Genomic DNA, 21066 nt, shown 5'->3' on the forward strand with positions numbered 1-21066 from the left:
GTCAGTTCTCCATCCAGATCGCGACCCGCCAGCGCGCCAGCCAGCCGAAGACCAGGCCGCCCACCAGACCGGCGAGGGCCAGCAGGCCGAGCAGCCCCCAGCCGCGGCCCAGGTCCGGGCCGTTGGGGGCGGGGGAGGAGTCGACCACGCCGACGGTCAGCTCCAACGGCATACCGGGCGTTGCGGCGGTGGCGGCGGTGGGCGAGGAGAAGGAGTTGCTGACCACCAGGCAGACGGTCTGGTCGGGAGCGTTCTGCTCGGCGGACCAGCGCAGGCCGGTGGAGAGCACATCGGTGCGGCCGCTGCCCGCGTCGGTGCCGCGAACCAGCTCCCGCCCGTCCTGGGAGACGGCCCGCAGCAGCACGCCGTAGTCGCGGTTGAGCGCGCGGTCCAGGGAGACGCTGACGGAGGCCCGCAGCTCCTGCCCGTCGCGGACCAGGACCCGGTACCAGCGGTGCTCCTGGAACTTCTCCCGGTCGGTGTAGGCGCCGGGGCTGAGCAGCGGGGCGCGGCTGCAGTTTTCGGTGCCGTCCACCTGAGCCGGGGTCTGGGTGTAGGTGGTCGCGGCGCGGTCCACCAGCTGGTTGATCCGGTTCCTCAGCTGGGTCTTGCTGGTGACGGCGGTGTAGGTGCCGCCGGTGGCGGAGGCGATGCAGGTGAGCTGCCTGCGCACCTTGTCGTTGAGGGTCAGGCCGAGGGTGTCCACGACCAGGTGGGTGCCCTGCGCGGCGAGCTCCCGGGCGACCTCGCACGGGTCGGGCGGGGCGCAGGTGTCCTCGCCGTCGGTGATCAGGACGATTCTGCGGGTGGTCTCGCCGGTTCCGAGGTCCCGAGCGGCGGCGCGCAACGCCAGGCCCACCGGGGTGAAGCCGGTGGGGCGCAGGGTGGCGACGGCGGTCTTGGCCTCCAGCTTGTCGATCGGGCCGATCGGCACCAGCTGCTGGGTGTCCCTGCAGCCCACGGCCTTGTCCTTGCCGGGGTAGGTGGCGCCGAGGACGCGGATGCCGACCTGGGCCTCGGAGGGCAGCGCGTCCAGCACCTCGTTGAAGGCCTGCTGGAGCACCGAGATCCGGCTGTGGCCCTCGATGTCGCGCGCCCGCATCGAGCCGCTGATGTCGAGGACCAGCTCGACCTTGGGCGGTTCCTTCGGGGTGGTCTCATCGACCAGCTCGACGTTGGGCGGTTCCTTCGGGGTGGTCTCGTCGGCGTGAGCAGGGGGCACACCGAATATGGAGAGGGCGGCCAGCATCCCGAGCAAGGCTGCGGCCGGACGTCGTCTGATGATCACGTCGGCGATCCTAGTGATCATCAAGATTGCACGGATAACCGTCCTTGCCCGGCCTAAGGACAGCTACTTTGCTTTTGGGGAGAATCTGGGCAGACCGCAGCTGTCCATGAGCGCCACGGTCACGCTCACTGCGACCGTCACCCTGGACGACGAGGGCTGATACGTCGCGCGCTGCGTCCAGGTCGAAGTCGCCGGCCAAGGCTGGTCCGTCGACGAAGCACTCGCCAACCTTCGCGCCCCCCTTGAGCTCTACGCCGCCCCTCGGCCGTGAGCGACCCCGCTGAGCGAAGCGGGGCTGCAGCCGTCGTCACGTGGGGCGACTCTGGGGCTCCGCACACGGGCCCGAGTGGAGGGACCGCCACAAGGCGTCCCGGTCCAGCGTGTCGATCTGCCAGGTGCGCGATCGCAGCGTGCCGCGGTGACGGTATGCGCGCATGATCCGCACATGCGGACGCAGCCGTACGAACGCGTGGAGGTCGTCTTCGCCGCGCCACACGGACAGCGAGCCGACCCGGTGGCCGGGGAGATCGAGCCAGAGCCACATGCCCACCGCGCCGGGCAACGCCGGCCACAGACGGCTCAGCGACAGGCCGTGCCGCACGACGCCGGGCAGGTCGAGGAGGCGGTTCATCCGGTAGTCCGTCAGCGCGGCGACCAGTGGACCCGGCGGCTCGGCCGCCGGGCCGGCGATCCAGCGGGACCTCAGCACGCCGCCGCCGTTCGGCGGAGCAGAGGTTCGGCGGCGGTGCGCAGTTCGTCACTGAACGGCGCGGGCCGCAGTGTGGCCGGGTCCAGGTTGACGTTGACGCGGTAGCCCTCGGCATGCACCACCGTGCGGTCGGCGGACAGCACGCGGAAGCCGTAGACGCCGCTCGTGCGGCCCATGCGGTCCATCCAGAAGTGCACCAGCGGCTCACCCGCCCCCGCGATGGGCACGTGGTAGGTCACCTTGAACTCACGCACCGCCAGGAACACGTCCTTGAACGCCGACCGGACCGGATCGGGTGCCCAGCCCAGGCGCTGCCAGTACGCGCCGATCGCCCGCTCGACCAGCAGGGCGTACCGGGAGTTGTGCAACAGGCCCATGGCGTCGAGATCGTCGAAATGCACCTGGACCGGCTCGTGCACGCCGTCTTCAGTCATGATCAATCCTCCGGGAGAAGCGTCGGGTCGGGGCAGAGCGCGCGCAGGCGTTGCAGCACGGCGCGGCGGGCGTGGACGAGGGCGACCGGACCGTCATGCAGCCGGGAGTGGACGACCACCATCTCGCCGAGCGCGTCGATCTCGTACGCGAGCTGGGCCGCGTCCACGCTCTCGGCCAGCTCGCCCTGCGCCACGGCCTGTGCCACCTGCCGCCGGATGAACTCCTGCCACTCGCGCATGGCGCGCGCGACGCGATCGCGCACCAGGCCGGGACGATCGTCGAACTCGGCCTGGACGGTGAAGAAGAAGCACCCGCCGGGGAGCACTCCCTCGCCGTAGAACCTCAGCCGCGCCTCGTGCAGCGCGAACAGCCGCCGCACCCCGGCCGGGGCCGCCATGGCAGGCGCCACCACCTGGTCGGCCCACTGGCGGGTGGCCCAGTCGAGGGCGTCGAGCTGCAGTTGCTCTTTGTCGCGCCAATGGGCGAAAAATCCGGACTTGCTGGTGCCGGTCGCCGCCGCCAGCCGCCCCAGGGAGAGTCCGTCCAGTCCTTCGACGGAGGCCAGGGCCACCGCCCGTTCGAGGATCGCCTCGCGGCTGCGCAACCCGCGCAGCCGCCGGCCGTCTTGCGTCATGAGGCTCAAACTATATTAACGACCGATCGGTTGTATACCTGGTTGAGGCGCCGCACCGGTCGCATCGTCGCCCCGGCAGCGGGTGAGGCGGGCGAGAAGGACTATCGATTTCGCGCGTCCGGAGGACCAAGAAGACAGCGTTTTCGCAAGTCAATGGCGATATGTGAACAGCATGTTCGCGTTTGCCCAAGGGTTCCGCCGGGTCGTCCGTGAGCCGTTCCCCGACCTCGCCTGGTATCCCGTCCACGAGCGCGACATCGCCGACGTGGCCACGGCCGCCCTTCTGGAGGACGGGCACGGGGGCGCCGCCTACACGCTGAACGGCCCCGAGCTCATCAGCCGCCGCGATCAGGTGCGCGTTCGAGGTCCGAGCCGCGGCTGGCCGCCTGGCTGGACCAGCGTGAACCCGACGCGGAGCCCCGGCGAACCGACTGGTGGGACTGTCTCCGAACCGTGGTCGCCAGGCGCACCGGCGGAACCGTCACGGACAGGGCACGGTGGTGGCGGCTCCGCGCCGCTCTCGACCGCCATGCGGCGGAACGGGGTGTGGACCGCGAGGACGAGGCGGCCGTCAACCTGATCACCACGCTCGTCGAGGTCCGGGACTCAGATGTGGCGGACGGCTTGCCGACGATGGACGAGGCGGTAGAGCGTTGGCTGGCGGCGACAACGACCTTGGCGTATGCCGCACACCTGTGCACCGAGCGCCCTCTCGGCCCCGCCGACATTCGGTTGTCCCGCCGCCTGCGTAACCAGATCCACGCCATCCAGCCCTGCTGGCCCTACGTCGCCTCGGCCGTCCTGGCTGATGAACTCCGGGCCTGGATCGAACTCAAACGCCCGCTGCTCCGACTGCCTGTTTCACATGGCGGGGTGTGAGGCATGTCCGACCCAGCACGCGGCACGGCTTCGGGGGTTCAGGTGTGACCTGAGGCGGCCGAAGCGGTGCCACGCGCCGTGAGGGAGCCGCTCAGGCGGACTTCTCCTGGCTCCGCGGTCCGTGGCCGGGGCGCTCGCGCGGCACGAGGGTCGGGTTGACGTTGTGGAGCACGGTCTCCCGGTCGATCACGACCCGCGCGACGTCCTCCCGGCCGGGCACCTCGTACATGACGTTGAGCAGGACCTCTTCGAGGATGGCGCGGGCTCCTCGGGCGCCGGTGCGGCGCAGCAGCGCCTGGCCGGCGATCGCGTCCACCGCGTCGGTGGTGAACTCCAGCTCGACGCCGTCGAGCTCGAAGAGCCTGCGGTACTGCTTGAGAAGCGCGTTGCGCGGCTCGGTGAGGATCCGGGCCAGCGTCGTCCGGTCCAGCGGGTGCAGGGTCGCCACGACCGGGAGCCGGCCGACGATCTCGGGGATCAGCCCGAACTTCAGCATGTCCTGCGGCGTGACGTCGGCCAGGGTGTCCGCTCCGTCTTCCACCTGGGCGATGCGGAGCGCGGCGTCGAACCCCGCGCGGCCGCGGCCGACCCGCTGCTCGATGATCTCTTCCAGACCGGCGAAGGCGCCGCCGACGATGAACAGCACGTTCGTGGTGTCGATCGCGATGAACTCCTGCTGGGGGTGCTTGCGTCCGCCCTGCGGCGGCACGCTCGCGACGGTGCCCTCAATGATCTTCAGTAGGGCCTGCTGGACGCCCTCGCCGGAGACGTCACGGGTGATCGACGGGTTCTCGCTCTTGCGTGCGATCTTGTCGATCTCGTCGATGTAGACGATTCCGGTCTCGGCTCTTTTCACGTCGTGGTCGGCGGCCTGGAGCAGCTTGAGGAGGATGTTCTCGACGTCCTCGCCGACGTAGCCCGCCTCGGTGAGGGCGGTGGCGTCGGCGATCGCGAACGGGACGTCGAGCAGCCGGGCGAGCCGCTGGACGAGGTACGTCTTGCCGGAGCCGGTCGGGCCGGCCAGCAGGATGTTCGACTTGCCCAGCTCGACCGGCTCCTCGCCCGCGGCGTCGCTTCTCCCGGCCATCGCCCGTACGCGCTTGTAGTGGTTGTAGACCGCCACGGAGAGCGCCTTCTTGGCGCTTTCCTGGCCGATGACGTACTGGTTGAGGAACGCGTGGATCTCTCGCGGTTTCGGCAGGTCGCCTCGGGGCGGAGCGGACGATTCGCCGCCCTCCTCCTGGATGAGCTCGGTGCAGAGCTGGACGCACTCGTCGCAGATGCACAGCGGGGTCGGCCCGGCGATCAGCCGCCTGACCTGGTTCTGGCTCTTTCCGCAGAACGTGCATTTCGGCAGGTCGTCGCCGTTGTCGGTGCGGGCCATTCCGGAGCGTCTCCTCAGCGGTCGAAGGGGTCCACGGCCGCCCGGACCGGGAGCGCGGACGAGGCGGTGGGGCGGTGGTCGAAGAAGCGCCTTTCCAAATGGCGACAACACATGTTCTCATCATCTGGATGGCTTCGGTATCTTGCAACCGGAGTACTGCGACCGCGCCGGGTCGGGAGGACGATGGGGCGGCTCACCAGAGCGCAGGCCCAGGAGCGCACCGCGCGAAGGTGCTGGCCGCAGCCCGGGAGGAGTTCGCCGAACGCGGCTTCCGCGACGCCAAGATCGACGGCATCGCCGAGCGGGCCGGGGCGCGCGTCAACGCGGAGACGGGGCGCGGGCCACTCGTGTGTGGGGGAGCCGCACGGCGGCGGCGGTGACGGCCGCGACCAGGCCGAGTCCGGCCAGGGCCGTCGCCGCGCCCCGGTTCCCGGCGTCGAAGAGCGGCCCGGCGGCGAAGCTCCCCGCCAGGGCGACCACACCGGAAAGGAAGTTGAGCAGGCCGATATAGGCGCCGAACCGCCCGGACGGCGCGCAGCGGGTGACGGTCTGGAACAGCGCCGCCTGTGTCAGGCCGGAGGCCAGTCCGTGCAGTACGGCGGCCACCGCCAGCACGGCGATCCGGTCGGCCCCGGCGGGTGGAATCGCGATCAGCATCAGGTAGCCGCCGCCGGCGCAGAGCAGGCCGCTTTTGAGCAGCCAGGGGCGCTCACCCCGGCGGGCGGCGGCGCACCACGGCTGGATCGCGGCCGTGGTCACCGCCACCGCGGAGAAGAACAGGGTCGTCGTGCCGGCGTCGACTCCCCTGAGGGGGACCACGGTCGCGACCTGGGTGGTGAGCAGCGTGGTGGGCGCCGCGGTCAGGGCGAACAGGAGGAAACCCCGGTCGCGGAGCACCGCCCACACCCCGGCGACGATTTTCCGTACATCCGGCCGTGCCGCCCCGGCGCCGGCAACCGCCTCCCCGTCCACGGGGGAAGTCGTGTCCGTATGGGAAGCCGGGCCGGGAGCGCGGTGGAGCAGCATGAACAGCACGGCGCCGACCGCCCACGCGCCCGCCGTCACCGCCGACAGCAGCCCGAACCCGCCCGTCAGCAGGAGCAGGAGCCCCACGGGCGGCCCGACCACGGCGCCGATTTCGCTGGTGATCAGATAGGCGGCGAAGCCCCGGGAGCGGCGCGCCGGAGCCACCCCGGCGAGTAGGGACTGCGCGGCCGGGTGGAACAGCGCGCCGCCCACCGCCATGACCACGACGGCGCAGAGCAGTTCGCCGACCCCGCTGGTGACGCCCAGCAGTGCGAACGCCGCCATCCGCAGGGCGCAGGCCAGGGCTCCCGCGCGCGCCGGGCCGATCACGTCGGTGAGCGCGCCGACGGGAAGGAACAGCATGTACTGCACCGCGACACGCACGCCGAGGACCGCGGTGACGGTCCCGGCGAGCATGCCGAGGTCACGGTGCAGGTGCGCGACCAGGTGGGCCATCATCGCGTAGTAGCCGAGCGAGATGGCCAGGCTCGTTCCCACGACGATCGCGATCACCCGGCGGTCGGGGACCGCCCGCCCTCGGGGCGCGGGGGCGCCCGCCGTCGCCGCGCGCCCGGTCGACAGCCGGCCGGAGGAGGCGGATTCCGCGCGCGGCGAGGTCATGGCAGCGGACTGTCTCACGGGCCGCGAGGTCTGTCCAACTCGGTCAGGCCTTCGGGAGGACGCCGAGAGTCGTCAGCAGGTCGCGGGTGAGGGGGATCCGCTTCTCGGTGTCCTTGTCGGTGTTCACGTCGATGTTGAGCGCGAAGGTGTAGAGGCGGCCGCCGCGCTCGACCCAGCCCACCCACCAGCCGATGTTGGGCGTGGTCGACATGCCCCATCCGGTCTTGGCGAACAGCGCGTAGCCGTCCTTCTCCTCGACCTTCAGCAGCTCGCGCACCGTGAGCTGGTTCTTCTTGGATGCCGGGAGCTGCTGACGGGCCAGCCGGGACAGGAAGCGGGTCTGCTCGACCGCGGAGATCTCAAGGGGGCCGTCGAGCCAGAAGCGGTCCACGACGGGGCCGATCTGCCGGTTGCCGTAGTTCAGCCGGTTCACCCACTGGTTCTCCCGCTTGAGGCCGATCCGGCGGGCGAGCGTCTGGAACACCGGGACGTTGGACACCCGGATCGCGTCGCGCAGGTTCATGTCGTGCTCCCACTCGGGGAACTGCTGTGGCTGCCCGCCGTACGGGATCACCTCGTTCTCGTCCTTGACGGCCTTGGTCTCCAGGGCGATGAGGCTGTGCGGGATCTTGAACGTCGAGGCCGGGATCAGCCTCTTCTGCGCCCGCGCGGCGTCGACGACCGTGGTCCGCCCCTGCCGCACGTCGAAGAGCGCGAAGGTTCCGCGCACTCCCGCCTGGCGGAACAGCGCCTGCAGGTCGTCGCGGACGATCATGCCGCCGTGGACGGCGGCGGCGCTGTGGCCGGCCGTGTTCACGGCGCCGGTGGCGCCGTAGGCGGTTCCGCCGAACAGCGCAGAGGCGGTCAGGACGGCCGTGCCCAGCGTCGCGCGCAGCCGCGACCGGGAAGCGAAGGTGGGGGAGTTCCGCATGACAAGCTCCTCAACTTTGTCGATCTTCTGCGAGGAGCAGACCAGAGGCGTCGCATCATGTCCAATATCGATATGTCTGATACATCAATATCTCTATGCGTATCAAAGCTGGCCGGAAGGGCTGTCGAAGAGGGGATCGGGGTGGTGGGCCCGCACGACATTGAATGGACCGGGGACGGACGGCCCGCCCTGCGCCGGTCGTTCGGGAGGAGTCCGGCGCCCAGGGAGGTCGTCGACCGGCGGGGATCAGGACGCCTGGCGGTCGCGTGTCCAGGCAGGACTGTCGAGGAAGTGGTTGTCGTATACGTCCTGGGCGGCCAGCAGTTCCTCGAGCGTGGCCTCGCCCCTGCGGAGGCGGTCGAGCAGGCGGAAGTAATCAAAGCGCTGGATGCCGGGGGCGACGACGATGAGGAGGTCGGCGGTGTGGCCGGGGGCGGCGGCGAAAGCATGAGGTGTCAGCGGAGGCACGGCCGCCACATCGCCCGCCGCCAGCGTCACGATCTCCTCGCCCGACAGGATGCGGGCTTTGCCCTCCAGGACGTAGAACAGCTCGGTCGACGTGGCGTGGTGGTGGGGCACGGCGCCGTCCGCGCCTTCGGCGAGCGTCATCCTGACGGTGCTCAGTGCGCCGCCAGTGTCGCTGGAGTCGAGCAGCAGCCGTCCCGTGGCCGTGGGCGAGATGATGGTCTCGGCGTCGACCTGGCGGACGATGGCCGTTTCCGCGATCAGTGACATGTCAGGCTCCCTTCGAGCGCGGAGGACACGAGCCGCTCTGCGTAGGCCCGGTCGATCGGCGCGCCTGTGATCATTACTCGGTAGTAGAGGGCGCCGGCCAGCTGGTCGAACAGCGCCTCGGCGTCAAGGTCGGCGCGCAGCTCGCCGCGTACACGCGCACGCTCGATCAGGGCGAGCGCGATGGTGTTGCGCGTGGCGTACTGCTCGCGGGTCAGCCGGCCGATGTCCTCGTGTCTGGCCGCGGCCGCCACGAGCTCGCCGACGGCCCCTGCGGATGGGCCTTCGCGGCCGCCTGCCGCACGCATGCGGTTGAGCCCGGCGGCGATCTTCTCCATGTAGTCGACGAGGTCGGCCCGGATGTCGCCGGTGTCGGTGATCTCGTCGTCGGCCTGCAGCCGGGCCACCACCGCGACGGCCAGATGATCCTTGGTCGACCAGCGGCGGTACAGCGTGGTCTTGGCCACGCCTGCCTGCTCGGCCACCTCGTCGATGGACAGACCGGCGTAGCCGCGTTCGAAGATCAGGGCAGCGGCGATCCGCAGCACTCGCTCGTCCACCTGCGTGTCGCGTGGTCGTCCGCGAGGCGCCAAGGCGACCTCCTCCATTTCGAAACTCATGTAGCGAAATAGAAGCTATCCCTCGCGAGTCAATTACGCAACTCCAGTTTCGTAATTGGTGGGTGGCCGAACGCGCAGTCCATGGTCGCCGCGCCGCTTCGGTGTGCCCACCGGTCGCTGCCACCGGGTTGAGCGGTACTCGGACGGCCCGTGGCGTCAGTGGGCCCGTGAAGGCCGGGGCGGCAGATCGTCCCCGTGCGCGGCGATCAGATCGAGGTTGGTCCGCCGGCGGCGGGATGCGGCCGTCGGAGACGGCTTTGGGGCCGACGTGAAGCGAAGGCTCGGCGGGCCGCCAGGTCATATGACGCCAGATCGTGACGCCTGTCATCGACAGGAAGTGTCGATATTGCGAATTCACTAGTTATCCATGCATTAGAGACAAGATGCAGGTGGGTGGCGCTTTACCCTTTTTGCCCATGCGTGCATTGCCCCGGGTACTCGCGATCCTCGCGACCGCCGGCGTCACCGCCGGCACGATCGCCGCCCTTCCCTCAGCTCCCGCCGTCGCGGCGCAGAGCACCGTCCTCATCAGCCAGGTGTACGGCGGAGGCGGAAACTCCGGCGCCCCCTTCACCAACGACTACGTCGAACTCTTCAACCGTGGCGCCGCCCCCGTATCGCTGGACGGGTGGTCGGTGCAGTACACCAGCGCCAGCGGAACCGGGAACTTCTCCGCCAACAAGACGGCACTGACCGGCACCCTGGCCCCCGGCCAGTACCACCTGGTCCAGCTCGCCGCGGGCACCACGCCCGGCGCGGCGCTGCCCACGCCCGACAACGTCGGCACCATCAACATGAGCGGCACCGCGGGCAAGGTGGCCCTGGTCAGCTCCGCCGACGGCCTGGTCTGCAACGGTTCCACCACCCCCTGCACCGACGACCAGATGGCGCTCATCGCCGACCTCGTCGGGTACGGCGCGGCGAACTTCTTCAAGGGCAGCCCCGCGCCCGGCCTCACGAACGCCACCGCCGCGATCCGCAAGAACGGCGGCTGCGCCGACACCGGCGACAACGGCGCCGACTTCGACGCTGCGGCCCCCGCGCCGCGCAACGCGGCCACGCCGCCCGCGCCGTGCGGCGGCGAGCCGACCCCGTCCCCCTCCGCCTCGCCGTCGAGCTCGCCCTCGGCCAGCCCGAGCCCCACGTCGAGCCCCACGTCGAGCCCCACCCCGGGGGCCACCTGTGACACTCCGATCACGCACCGGATCGCGCAGGTGCAGGGGAGCGGCGACGTCAGCCCGCTCGCCGGCACGGACGTCCGGGTCGAGGGCATCGTCGTCGGCGCCTTCCAGGGAGCCGGCCAGTTCGGCGGCTTCTACATCCAGGACCCGAAGCCGGACGCGGACCCCGCCACGTCCGAGGGCCTGTTCGTGTACTCCTCGTCGCCGGTCAAGGCCGGTGACCGCGTCCTCGTCTCCGGCAAGGTCATCGAGTACAACGGCCTGACCGAGATCTCGCCGGCCACCGCGGTCAACGTGTGCGGCACCGGCGTCATCACGCCGACCAAGGTGAAGCTGCCGCTCAAGAAGGGGGTCACCTTCGAGCGATACGAGGGCATGCTGGTCACCTTCAAGGGCGACCTGGCGGCCTCCGAGATCTACAACCTCGGCCGGTTCGGTGAGATCACCCTCGCGCAGGGCGGCCGGCTGTGGCAGCCGACCGACCGCAAGAACGTGAACACCGAGAAGGACGCGGGGCGGACGATCCTGCTCGACGATGGGTCCACCGTCCAGAACCCGGCGACCCTGCCGTACCACTCGACCGGGTCGAACACCGTCCGGATCGGCGACCGGGTCAAGGACCTGACCGGCGTGCTCACCTACGGCTTCGACGCCTACCGGATCCAGCCCCTCCAGCCCTTCGAGTTCGAGCCGGTGAACCCGCGTCCCGCCCAGCCCGAGAACGTCGGCGGCGACGTCCGGGTGGCGAGCCTCAACACGCTCAACTGGTTCACCACGCTCAAGTCCCGGGGCGCGACCACCGCGGCCGAGCGGGACCGGCAGCTCGCCAAGCTGGTCGCCAACATCACCGGGCTCGACCCCGACGTGGCCGGGCTGATGGAGGTCGAGCGCAACTCCGACGTGGCGCTGAACGCCCTGGTCGACGCCCTCAACGCCAAGGCCGGCGCGGGCACCTACAAGGCGATCACCCACCCCAACCCGGGCACCGACCTGATCCAGACCGCGCTGATCTACAAGCCGGCCAAGGTCACCCCGGTCGGCGCGGCGCAGTCCTCCTCCGACCCGATCCTCAACCGGCCGCCGCTGGTCCAGACGTTCCGCAAGGCTCAGGGGAACGGCAAGAGCTTCACCGTGCTGGTCAACCACTTCAAGTCCAAGGGCTGCAGCGACGTCGACGGTCCCGCCACCGGCGCCGACGCCGACCAGGGCGACGGCCAGAGCTGCTACAACGCCAAGCGGGTCAAGCAGGCCCAGGCCGTGCTGTCCCTGATCGACAGCCTGAAGCTGCAGAACACGCTCGTCCTCGGCGACATCAACGCGTACGGCGAGGAGGACCCGATCCACACGCTGGAGGCGGGCGGGCTGACCAGCCTGAGCAAGAAGTACGTCTCGGCGAAGGACCGCTACAGCTACGTCTTCAACGGCCTCTCCGGCGAGCTCGACCACGCCATGGCCGACAAGCAGCTGAGCAAGCTCGTGACCGGCGCCACCATCTGGCACATCAACAGTGACGAGGGCCGGTTCATGGACTACAACACTGAGTTCAACCCGCCGTACCTGTACGCGCCGGACGCCTACCGCTCCTCCGACCACGACCCGCTGCTGGTGGGCCTGGATCTCTGACGGAGCGTTTCTCCCCGTGAGGCCCGGGGCGCGGCACATCCGTGCCGCGCCCGCGGTCTTCGCGCGAGGGCGCGGAACGCGGCTCGCCACCGTCGACGCGTTCAGGCGCCTGCAAGCGGCGTACAAGCGGTAGTCCGCCTCCCGAAAGCGGCGTGCAGGCGGGTGCGCCTATCACTGAGGTGCAACCCCGGCAGCACCCGTCCTCGAATGTGGGGGAACCGAAATGCGTCGCTCCATCCGTAACCTCCTCGCTCTCGCCGCCGTCGGCACCACCGTCGCCCTCGGCATCCCGGCGGTCGCGACCGCCGCGAGCGCCACCACCACCACCGCCGGCGCGGCCACCGCCTCCGCCGGCAACCCCTACTGGGGCCCGTACTGGTCGAAGAATCGGCTCGCCAAGGCCAACGGCTACATCGACGTCTACTGGGACGACGACACCTCCAACAGCGTTCGCATCACGGGCAAGCTGTGGGACCTCGACAACCGCAACGAGCACCAGGGCGGCAAGTGCGCGTACGTGAAGTTCCGCTTCCAGGACCTGGACGACGAGGACGACGTCTCGCCCAGCTTCAAGTCGTACAAGTACTGCGGGGCGGGCGGCTCCAAGAGCTTCAGCGTCCAGCGGCACGACCTGCGGAGCGTTCAGGTCCAGGTCTGCCAGATCGGGCTGTACGGCAGGTACCCGACGAAGTGCGGCTTCTGGTACTGGCTCGGCGGCGACCGCCTCTACGACAACTGATCTCTTTCAGGCACGCGCGGCCCGCCCCCTCGCCGGGGGGCGGGCCGCGGTGGTTCTCAGGCGGGTCGCTCGGCGGTGTCAGCGACGGATCGCCCGGCCGGGCAGCGCGTCGAGGACCGGCTCGCCGTCGCGCACCACGTGCCGCCCGCCGACCAGCACGTGCGCGTAGCCGGTCGAGGGCCTGGTGCTGTCCGCGTAGGTGGCCTGGTCGCTGACCACGCCGGGGGAGAAGACGACCAGGTCGGCGTCACACCCGGTCTGCACCCGGCCCTTGCGCCGCATGGCCGGCACCGACTCCTCCAGCACCCGCGCGGGCAGCAGGCTGCACCGGCGCACCGCCTCGATCAGCGACAGGCGCCCCGTCTCCCGGACGTAGCGGCGCAGCACCTTGGAGAACGTGCCCGCCGTACGGGGATGGGTGACGGCCCCCGGCGGCAGCGGCCACGCCATCGGGTCCGGCCGCTCGCCTCCCGTCCACGTCAGCGGCATCGCGTCGGAGCCGATCACGGTGTCCTCGCCGAGCAGCGCGCGGTCTATGACGGCGACGTCCGCCGGGACGTCCTCGTCGAGGAAGTGAACGATCGCCAGGCCGCCCGGGTCGGTGGCGCGTAGCTCGCCCAGCCGTGCCGCGTCGGCCACCCGTTCACCTGTCGGGGCGTAGACGATCGAGTCCGGCCGGATGCCTCTTCTGCCGAGCAGCTCGGCGGCGAGGAAGGTCGCGCCGATGCCGGTCATGCCCGCGCCGTACGGGTAGGCCTCGGTGGACACCCGCGCGCCCTCGGCGCGAACGCGCTCGATGAGGGCGAGCACCCGGTCGACCTGGCGCAGGGACGTGCTGTTGACGTGGCAGTAGTGCATGTGCGCCCCGGTGGCCGCCGCGGCCTGCGCCACCTCCGTCGCGCCGTCGATCGGGGTGTCCGGCGTCTGCTCGACGAGGTCGCGGGCATGCGTGTAGGTCGGCACGCCCGCCTCGGCCGCGAGCCCGGCCACGGCCAGGTACTCCTCGGGGGCCACCCGCGGGGCGTAGCCGACGAGCATGCCGATCCCCAGCGCCCCGGCCGCGAGGTCGGCGCGGATCAGCTCGAACAACGCGTCGAGCTGGCGCGGGGTCGCCGCCCGCTGCCAGGCGGGGTTGCCGAGGTGGCTCAGCCCCGCGGCGAGGCCGCCGCCGAGAGGAAGGCCGCCGACGGCCGTCATCCTGGCCTGGGCCCAGGAGGCGGAGAACCCGTAGTTGAGCGGTCGCCCCTCGGCGGCGGCCGCGTCGTAGGCCTCGCCGACCGGTGCGACGCCCGCCTCCAGGTCGAGGGCCGTGGTCACGCCGTCGAGCGCCTGGAGGCGGTGCCCGGCGACGGTGTGGGAGTGGCTGTGCAGGTCGATCCAGCCCGGGGCGAGCACCAGCCCGGAGACGTCGAGCGTTTCGCGTCCTTCGAGCGGGCCGGGCGACACCGCCGTGATGGTCGCGCCGGTCACCCCCACGTTCGCGACCGCGTCGTGGCCGGTCTCCGGGTCGAGCACTCTGGCTCCCGCCAGCACTAGATCGTGGGTCTTGGCCGTCATGCGGCGAGCCTAGGGACGGCCCGGCCGCCCGGCTTCGTCCGGAACGCCGAAAAGGGGCGGGTCTCTTGTCCGCCCGGCCCATCACACCACTGGCCGGGAACGCGGCGCGAGACAGCGGGCGCGGTGCCGGCGTCCTCGCCCGAGCTCCGCCGCGACGGCCTCCCCGGCGGCTCGGGGCCGGGGCTCAGCGGGCGAGCCGGCCGAGCAGGCAGGACGCGGCGGTGATGCCGGCCGTCGCGGCGGCGAGCAGGACCAGGAAGTCCAGCAGCAGGTGCGAGGGCGTGTCCAGCAGCAGGCCGCGCAGGGCGTCGACCTGGTAGCTGAGCGGGTTGACCGCGCTGACCGCCCGCAGCCAGTCCGGCATGACGTCGACCGGGTAGAGCGCGTTGGACCCGAAGAAGAGCGGCATCGTGATCGCCTGGCCGACGCCCATCAACCGGTCGCGGGTCAGCACGATCCCGGCGATGCTCATCGACAGGCAGGAGAAGAACGCCGAGGCCAGAAGTACGGCCGCGGCCACGCCGAGCAGGCGCAGCGGGTTCCAGGTCAGGGAGACGCCGAGCAGGGTGGCGAGCACGAGGACGACCGCCGCCTGCATCAGGGACTTGACCCCGGCCGCGAACGCCTTCCCGGTCACCAGCGCGGCCCGCGGGGTCGGCGTCACCAGGAGCTTGGTCAGCACGCCCGAGTCGCGCTCCCAGATGATCATGATGCCGTAGAAGATCGCGATGAACATCGCCGACTGGGCGATGATCCCGGGCGCGAGAAAGTCCAGGTACGGCACGCCTCCGGTCGGGATCGCCCTGATACGAGTGAAGGTCTCGCCGAAGATCAGCAGCCACAGGGCGGGCTGGACGGCGCGCGTGTACAGCTCGGTCCGGTCGTGGCGCAGCTTCTGCAGCTCCACCAGGCACATCGCGCCGACCCTGGCGGGCAGCACCAACCATCCGGGACGGGCGCGGGGCGTGGTGAGCAGCGGGGCGAGCCCCAGGGCCGCGGCGGATTCAGCCGAGGCGGGAGGCCGTCCGGCGGGTGCGACGGACATCACGGAAATCTCCCCCTTCTTCGCTCGCGCCGAGGTCGCCGCCGACGACGTCGCGGAAGACGTCCTCCAGCGTCGGCGCGGCGTCGTCCCCACGGCGGTCGCGCAGCGCGGCCTTGAGCCGTTCCGGCGTGTCGAGCGCCTGGACGCGCCCGGCGTGCATGAGCGCGACGCGGTCGCAGTACTGGTCGGCCTCGTCCATGTAGTGGGTGGTGACCAGCACCGTCATGCCCGTGGCGGCCCGGATCGCGGTGATGTGCTCCCACACGCCGGTGCGCGCGATGGGGTCGAGCCCGATCGTCGGCTCGTCGAGCATCAGCAGGCGGGGCGCGCTCACCAGGGCCTGGGCGAGTTCGAGTCGCCGGATCATGCCGCCGGAGTAGGTCCCCACCATCCGGTCGGCGGCGTTGGCGAGGCCGACCGCCTCCAGCGCGAGCGCGACGCGCTCCGCCCGCTCGCGGCGGCGCACGTCGAACAGCCGGGCGAAGAGGGCGACGTTCTCCCGTCCGGTGAGGCTCGAGTCCGCGGAGAGCTGCTGCGGGACGTACCCGATCATGCGCCGGACCGCCATCCGCTCCCTCGCCGCGTCGTGGCCGAAGACCCGCACCGTCCCGGGCGGGACCGGCAGCAGCGTGGTGAGGCAGCGGATCGCGGTGGTCTTGCCCGCGCCGTTCGGGCCGAGCAGGCCGAAGACCTCGCCGGAGGCGACGGTCAGGTCGACCCCGTCCACGGCCCTCGTACGGCCGAAGGAGTAGCGCAGCCCGCGGCAGGAGACGGCGTCGGGGGCCACCGCGCCGGTGGTCACGGCGCCGGTCCCCGTGGTTTCGGGCGCCGTGGTTCCGGGCGCCATGGTTCCGGTCGTCAGGGGAGCGGGTGTCACGGTTACGGTCGTCACGGGCTCGGGTTTCACGGGCTCGAGTGTCACGGTCCCTCCACTTCCTCGTGCAGGCTCTCGGCGAGCCTGCGCAGCGCGGGGAGCGCGGCGGCCAGGGCCGCCCGGTCGTTCTCGCCGAGCCTCCCCACGTGCTCGCGGACGAGCGCGGTCCGCCGGTCGTGCCACGTCCGCAGCCGTGACTCGGCCTCGGGTGTGGCGAGCAGCCGGGCGGTCCGCCGGTCGTCCGGGTCGGTCTCCCGGACCAGCAGGTCGGCCGCCGTGAGCTGGTTGACCAGCGTGGACACGGAATTCCCGGCGAGGTAGAGCTCCCTGGCCGCCGCCGACACACTGATCCCCGGATTGGCCAGCGCCAGCTGGAGCAACTCGACCTGGGCGCCGCGCAACCTCGGTCCGGTCAGGCCGCTACGCACTCTGCGCCGGATGAGCCGCTGGATGCCGGACAGGACATCGGCAAGGGCGTCAGGAGGGTCCGTTATGCCCGTTATGTCCATATTGAAAGGTTAGCTCTGTGTGCGAGGTATTGATAGAGGGGGTGGCCTGGCCACGTCTGTCAGTTTCCGAAGTCGTGCGCACGGATGCGCGAAGTGGTCTGCACGCCTGTGGGCTCCCTCGGCAGAGGCGAGGGATAATTTGCGAGGCTTCCCGCCTGGATATGAGCGATCGCTCATGGCGCACGCATGGTCTGATATTGGTGCTCAGGCCGGAACGTCGCATAGTGAGGCCATGGACCGATCTCTGCGCGTCGCGGTCATTGGCGACCGCGACCTGGCTTTTCCTCCGCACGTGGCTACCGACGACGCGCTGCGGCACGCCGCCGCGCACCTCGGCATCGGGGTGGACGTCCGCTGGCTGGCCACCAAACCGCTCGAATCTGACCTGGCCGAGGTCAAGGCCGCCGACGTGTTGTGGTGCGCGCCCGGCAGTCCGTACCGCAGCCTGCGCGGCGCCCTCGCCGCGCTTCGGCACGGCCGCGAGCACAGCGTGCCCACCCTTGGGACGTGCGGCGGCTGCCAGCACATGGTCATCGAGTACGCCCGCCACGTGCTCGGCTACGAGGACGCACAGCACGCAGAGTACGACCCATACGCCTCTACCCTCTTCGTGTCGGAACTGGCCTGCTCGCTGGCCGGCAAGACCATGCCTGTCACCTTGGTCCCCGGTACCCGAGTGGCCGCACTGTACGGACGGACCGAGGTCGAAGAGGAGTATTACTGCAACTTCGGTCTCGACCCCAGCCGGCAGGAGACCCTGCACGAGGGTGGCTTCTCAGTCACAGGAGTGGACGGTGATGGCGAGGCCCGGGTGTTGGAGATTCCCGGCCACCCCTACTACGTGGCGACACTGTTCGTGCCGCAAACCCGCTCGCGTCCTGAGGCCCCGCACCCGCTGGTCGTCGGCCTGCTGCGCGCGGCGCTATGACCTTCACCCAACTGAGGATCCTGCAGGCGGTCGCACGCACCGGCAACATGACCCGGGCCGCCGAGGAACTGGCCACCACGCAGTCTGCCGTCAGCCACGCGCTGCGCGCCCTGGAGAGCGAGCTCGGGGTCGCGCTGCTGGTGCGGGGCAACCACGGGGTGAGCCTGACGGCGGCTGGGCGTGCCGTGTGCCGCCGCGCCGCACTCATTCTCACCCAGGTGGAAGCGCTGGAGCAGGAGGCGGCCGCAGCCCGGAAGCATGAGCGTGGCAGCCTACGCGTCGGTGTCATCCCCAGCGCCAACGTCCGGCTGCTGCCGCCGATCCTGCGGAGGTTCGAGGATGCGCATCCGCAGGTGCGGCTCACGGTGATGGAAGGCTCGGACGACGAGGTGCTGGAGTGGCTCGAAACGGGAGCGGCGGATATCGCAACTGTGTCAGCCGGAGTGGCGGGCGCACGGGCCACCACGGCCGCGCTCCCTGCAGGGTTGATGGCGCGACCACTCGCCACCGACCGCATGCTGGCCGTCCTGTCCAGCGGTCACGAACTGGGCGTCCGCGACTCGGTACCGGTGGTCGAACTGTCCCGGCAGCCGTTCATCATGTCCACGGGCGGCTGTGAGCCTCTGATCACGGCACTCGCGCGGGCGGCGGGGGCGAGCCTGAAGTGCCACTACCGGGTGCGCGACACCAACAGCATTCTCGCCATGGTCGCCGAGGGGCTCGGGGTGAGCATCGTCCCTGAACTGTCGCTGCCCGCCCATCGCCCGGGCGTGCACGCGATCCCGCTGGACCCGGCTGCTGAGCGCACCGTCCTTCTCGCCTTGCCCGCCAACCCGCTCCCAACGGCCACCGCCTTCGCCGAATTGGCCGTTACCCTCACACCCCAACCCAGCCGCGCTGAAGGGATGGGTCCCGGCAGGGAATTCGCGGGCCCGGTCTCAGGGCGCGCTGGTTGACTTCGCCATGGAGCACGATCCGTCGTCGTCCCGCGTTGACATTCCTCGAGCGCTTGGTCACGGTGAGACTCCTGCGATCAGGGTGGAGGAAAGGCGAACGCTTGGACGGGACGGGGAGCGAAGACGCGGCACTCGCGACCGCGGCGCTCACGGCCAAGGAGACGAGGGCCCTCGTCCAGGAGGCCAAGCTCGTCCTCGCGGACGCTCGGACGCTGCGCGCCGACGACGCGCGTGCCCTCGGCGACGTCGGACAGGCGTTGTCCGCCGTACGGGCACGTTCGGCGCGGGAGGACCTGGGGTCGATTCCGATATCGCGGGTCAGGGACGTCACCGAGGGGCGGCTGGGGCTCGGGGCGCTCGAGCATGCCGGATACAGCACGGTCTTGGACGTTCTCGACGCGACGCCCTACGCGCTCCAGCTCGTTCCCGGGATCGGGGCGCGTACGGCGGCGCAGGTGCAGGCAGCGGCCCGGCAGATCGCGGACGCGGCGGAGCAGACGGTGGCCGTCCGGATCGACGTCGACGATCGGACTCCGGAGACCACGGATCTGCTGATCGCCCTGAACGTCCTGGTCATCGCGGGCCCCGATCTCGCGCGAGCGCGTGACGCGGCGACGGACATCGAGAAGCGGCTGACCGTGCTGCTGCCCGCCGCGCGGCCGGCTCGCGGCCGGTGGCGGATGCTACTGGCCGGCAAGGAAGGCCGCGGCCGGGCGCGGGAGGCCGTCGCCCAGATAGCGAGCATCCTCGCGGCGGCGAGAGCCCGCGGCACCCGGCTGCTGATCAATCAGGCGACCGTCGACCTGCTCCGCCCGCGAGTCACCGGGTTCGAGGCATGGGCCGACTTCGAACTGCGGGCGTCCGAGTACTACAGCCTGCTCACCGAGGCCGCGGGCCTGGAGCCGGATCGCGCCGCCGCCGAAGGCTTCGTTCCCGACGACATCTCCTCCCAGGTCAAGGCCCAGCAGCTCGACGACACCCATCGCCGGGTGTCCCTGCGCGGATACCAGTCGTTCGGAGCCCGATTCGCGCTCGTCCAGCGCCGGGTGATCCTGGGCGACGAGATGGGCCTGGGCAAGACGGTCCAGGCCATCGCCGCTCTCGCGCATCTCAAGGCCCGAGGCGGCAGGCATTTCCTCGTGGCCTGCCCGGCCAGTGTCCTGATCAACTGGGTGCGCGAGATCGAGGGGCGCAGCACTCTCAGGGCCCATCCTCTGCACGGCCCGGACCGTCTCGCGGCGGAGGAGGGCTGGCTGCGCGAGGGCGGCATCGCCGTGGCCACCATCGACATCCTGCACCGGGTCGAGGTGCCCGCCGGATTCACGATCGAGATGCTCGTCGTGGACGAGGCGCACTATGTGAAGAACCCGGCGGCCCGCAGGTCGCGGGCGGTCGCCGAATGGTGCGACCGCACGGAACGGGTGCTCTTCATGACCGGCACTCCGATGGAGAACCGCGTGGAGGAGTTCCGAAGCCTGGTGGGCTATCTCCAGCCGGAGCTCGTCCCCCATATTCGGGGGAGCGACGCGGCGGCGGGAGCGGAAGCCTTCCGCAGGGCCGTCGCGCCGGCTTACCTGCGCAGGAACCAGGAAGACGTCCTCACTGAGTTGCCCGATCTCGTCCAGGTGAACGAGTGGGAGGAGCTCGGCCCGGCCGACCTCACCGCGTACCGCGAGGCCGTGGCGCAGGGGAACTTCATGGCCATGCGCCGCGCCGCGTACGCCTCTCCGGCGGCGTCGGCGAAGCTCCAGCGGGTGCTGGAACTCGTGGAGGAGGCCGCCGGGAACGGCCACAAGGTGGTGATCTTCTCTTTCTTCCGGGATGTCCTGGCCGTCGTCCGCGGTGCTCTCGGCGGCCGCGCCCACGGGCCGATCTCCGGGAACGTCCCCGCGGCCCGCCGCCAGCGGATCGTCGACGACTTCACGGCGGCACCGGGGCATGCCGTGCTGCTCAGCCAGATCCAGGCCGGCGGTGTCGGGCTCAACCTGCAGGCCGCGTCCGTTGTGATCATCTGTGAACCCCAGGTCAAACCGACCATGAAAAGCCAGGCCGTCGCCCGCGTTCGCCGGATGGGGCAGGTGCGCAAGGTCCTGGTGCACCGCATCCTCGCGGCGGACAGCGTCGACGAGCGCATGCTCGAGATCCTCCGCGGCAAGGCCCGGCTGTTCGACGCGTACGCCCGGCGGAGCGACCTGGCCGAATCCACGCCCGACGCCGTCGACATCTCCGACCAGACGATCGCCCGGCAGATCGTCGAGGAGGAGCAGCGGCGCCTCGGAGTGACCCCGCCGGTCCCGGACACGTCCCCGCCGATCACGCCGCCTCGGGCCGAGGGCGCGGTCTGTCCGGACAGCGGGAACGTGCCGTCACGGTGGTGACGTTTCACCTGCGCTGA

General features: G+C 70.7%; 20 protein-coding genes and 1 pseudogene. 8 read left to right on the forward strand and 13 right to left on the reverse strand.

The features are described 5' to 3' along the window. Position 1 precedes the first annotated feature (1 nt). Positions 2-1288: a VWA domain-containing protein gene (locus ACQP1V_RS14050; protein ID WP_433422841.1), complete on the reverse strand. Its 1287-nt coding sequence runs from the start codon at positions 1286-1288 to the stop codon at positions 2-4. Between ACQP1V_RS14050 and ACQP1V_RS14055 the strand changes: the two genes are divergently transcribed. Beyond that, positions 1281-1448, forward strand: coding sequence for a hypothetical protein (locus ACQP1V_RS14055; protein ID WP_433422843.1), 168 nt, complete (start codon positions 1281-1283; stop codon positions 1446-1448). The genes ACQP1V_RS14050 and ACQP1V_RS14055 overlap by 8 nt on opposite strands. Positions 1449-1595: 147 nt before the next feature. On the opposite strand, the gene ACQP1V_RS14060 is transcribed toward ACQP1V_RS14055, so the two are convergent. Genes ACQP1V_RS14060 through ACQP1V_RS14070 form a run of 3 tightly spaced genes read right to left on the reverse strand, consistent with a single transcriptional unit; the run spans position 1596 to position 3066 of the window. Continuing rightward, complete coding sequence (locus ACQP1V_RS14060; protein WP_433422845.1) at positions 1596-1997, reverse strand: hypothetical protein; 402 nt, start codon at positions 1995-1997, stop codon at positions 1596-1598. Next, entirely contained in the window at positions 1991-2431 is a 441-nt protein-coding gene (locus ACQP1V_RS14065) for an acyl-CoA thioesterase (protein WP_433422848.1), read from the reverse strand. Before ACQP1V_RS14065 ends, ACQP1V_RS14060 begins: the two co-directional genes overlap by 7 nt. Positions 2432-2433: 2 nt before the next feature. Next, entirely contained in the window at positions 2434-3066 is a 633-nt protein-coding gene (locus tag ACQP1V_RS14070) for a TetR/AcrR family transcriptional regulator (RefSeq protein ID WP_433422850.1), read from the reverse strand. Between the two features lie 546 nt (positions 3067-3612). Here ACQP1V_RS14070 and ACQP1V_RS14075 point away from each other — a divergent pair. Beyond that, positions 3613-3945 (forward strand): hypothetical protein, encoded by a 333-nt coding sequence (locus tag ACQP1V_RS14075; protein ID WP_433422853.1) that lies wholly within the window; start codon positions 3613-3615, stop codon positions 3943-3945. Between the two features lie 91 nt (positions 3946-4036). On the opposite strand, the gene clpX is transcribed toward ACQP1V_RS14075, so the two are convergent. Further along, a complete protein-coding gene (gene clpX, locus ACQP1V_RS14080; protein ID WP_433422855.1) occupies positions 4037-5329 on the reverse strand; it encodes an ATP-dependent Clp protease ATP-binding subunit ClpX in 1293 nt (430 codons plus the stop codon). Positions 5330-5512: 183 nt separating this feature from the next. Here clpX and ACQP1V_RS14085 point away from each other — a divergent pair. After that, positions 5513-5637, forward strand: a pseudogene (locus ACQP1V_RS14085) (TetR family transcriptional regulator); the annotation flags it as partial. A 10-nt stretch (positions 5638-5647) separates the two neighbouring features. On the opposite strand, the gene ACQP1V_RS14090 reads toward ACQP1V_RS14085, so the two are convergent. The 4 genes from ACQP1V_RS14090 to ACQP1V_RS14105 all read right to left on the reverse strand — a co-directional run bounded on the left by ACQP1V_RS14090 (position 5648) and on the right by ACQP1V_RS14105 (position 9259). Continuing rightward, complete coding sequence (locus tag ACQP1V_RS14090; RefSeq protein ID WP_433422858.1) at positions 5648-6976, reverse strand: MFS transporter; 1329 nt, start codon at positions 6974-6976, stop codon at positions 5648-5650. Between the two features lie 43 nt (positions 6977-7019). Continuing rightward, positions 7020-7907 (reverse strand): class D beta-lactamase, encoded by an 888-nt coding sequence (gene blaOXA, locus ACQP1V_RS14095; protein ID WP_433422861.1) that lies wholly within the window; start codon positions 7905-7907, stop codon positions 7020-7022. Between the two features lie 246 nt (positions 7908-8153). Next, the gene (locus tag ACQP1V_RS14100; protein ID WP_433422864.1) at positions 8154-8642 is read right to left on the reverse strand and encodes a cupin domain-containing protein; all 489 of its coding nucleotides are present in this window, start codon (positions 8640-8642) and stop codon (positions 8154-8156) included. Next, positions 8633-9259 carry a TetR/AcrR family transcriptional regulator gene (locus ACQP1V_RS14105; protein WP_433422867.1) on the reverse strand — a complete coding sequence of 209 codons (627 nt, stop codon included), beginning with the start codon at positions 9257-9259 and terminating at the stop codon, positions 8633-8635. The genes ACQP1V_RS14100 and ACQP1V_RS14105 overlap by 10 nt, the downstream gene beginning before the upstream one ends. Before the next feature lie 416 nt (positions 9260-9675). Here ACQP1V_RS14105 and ACQP1V_RS14110 point away from each other — a divergent pair, with 416 nt between their 5' ends. Both ACQP1V_RS14110 and ACQP1V_RS14115 read left to right on the forward strand, forming a co-directional pair. Continuing rightward, positions 9676-12063, forward strand: coding sequence for an ExeM/NucH family extracellular endonuclease (locus ACQP1V_RS14110; RefSeq protein WP_433422870.1), 2388 nt, complete (start codon positions 9676-9678; stop codon positions 12061-12063). 223 nt (positions 12064-12286) lie between these two features. Then, positions 12287-12802, forward strand: coding sequence for a hypothetical protein (locus ACQP1V_RS14115; RefSeq protein WP_433422873.1), 516 nt, complete (start codon positions 12287-12289; stop codon positions 12800-12802). Positions 12803-12880: 78 nt separating this feature from the next. Here the strand turns inward: ACQP1V_RS14115 and ACQP1V_RS14120 are convergent, their stop codons facing one another. The 4 genes from ACQP1V_RS14120 to ACQP1V_RS14135 all read right to left on the reverse strand — a co-directional run bounded on the left by ACQP1V_RS14120 (position 12881) and on the right by ACQP1V_RS14135 (position 16787). Beyond that, positions 12881-14359: an amidohydrolase family protein gene (locus tag ACQP1V_RS14120; protein WP_433422876.1), complete on the reverse strand. Its 1479-nt coding sequence runs from the start codon at positions 14357-14359 to the stop codon at positions 12881-12883. Between the two features lie 184 nt (positions 14360-14543). Beyond that, on the reverse strand, positions 14544-15404 hold the full coding sequence (locus tag ACQP1V_RS14125; protein WP_433422879.1) for an ABC transporter permease: 861 nt from the start codon (positions 15402-15404) through the stop codon (positions 14544-14546). Then, positions 15364-16311, reverse strand: a complete 948-nt coding sequence (locus ACQP1V_RS14130) for an ABC transporter ATP-binding protein (RefSeq protein ID WP_433422881.1) — start codon at positions 16309-16311, stop codon at positions 15364-15366. The genes ACQP1V_RS14125 and ACQP1V_RS14130 overlap by 41 nt, the downstream gene beginning before the upstream one ends. An 11-nt stretch (positions 16312-16322) precedes the next feature. Next, positions 16323-16787, reverse strand: a complete 465-nt coding sequence (locus ACQP1V_RS14135; protein WP_433422884.1) for a MarR family winged helix-turn-helix transcriptional regulator — start codon at positions 16785-16787, stop codon at positions 16323-16325. A 232-nt stretch (positions 16788-17019) separates the two neighbouring features. Here ACQP1V_RS14135 and ACQP1V_RS14140 point away from each other — a divergent pair, with 232 nt between their 5' ends. From ACQP1V_RS14140 to ACQP1V_RS14150, 3 genes are all read left to right on the forward strand, one after another. Further along, complete coding sequence (locus ACQP1V_RS14140; RefSeq protein WP_433422886.1) at positions 17020-17715, forward strand: CTP synthase C-terminal region-related (seleno)protein; 696 nt, start codon at positions 17020-17022, stop codon at positions 17713-17715. After that, positions 17712-18671 carry a LysR family transcriptional regulator gene (locus ACQP1V_RS14145; protein WP_433422889.1) on the forward strand — a complete coding sequence of 320 codons (960 nt, stop codon included), beginning with the start codon at positions 17712-17714 and terminating at the stop codon, positions 18669-18671. The genes ACQP1V_RS14140 and ACQP1V_RS14145 overlap by 4 nt, the downstream gene beginning before the upstream one ends. 101 nt (positions 18672-18772) lie before the next feature. Beyond that, positions 18773-21049: a DEAD/DEAH box helicase gene (locus ACQP1V_RS14150; RefSeq protein ID WP_433422892.1), complete on the forward strand. Its 2277-nt coding sequence runs from the start codon at positions 18773-18775 to the stop codon at positions 21047-21049. The last annotated feature ends 17 nt before the right edge of the window (positions 21050-21066 follow it).

This window comes from Microtetraspora malaysiensis (genome assembly GCF_050947145.1).
GTDB lineage: Bacteria > Actinomycetota > Actinomycetes > Streptosporangiales > Streptosporangiaceae > Microtetraspora_A > Microtetraspora_A malaysiensis.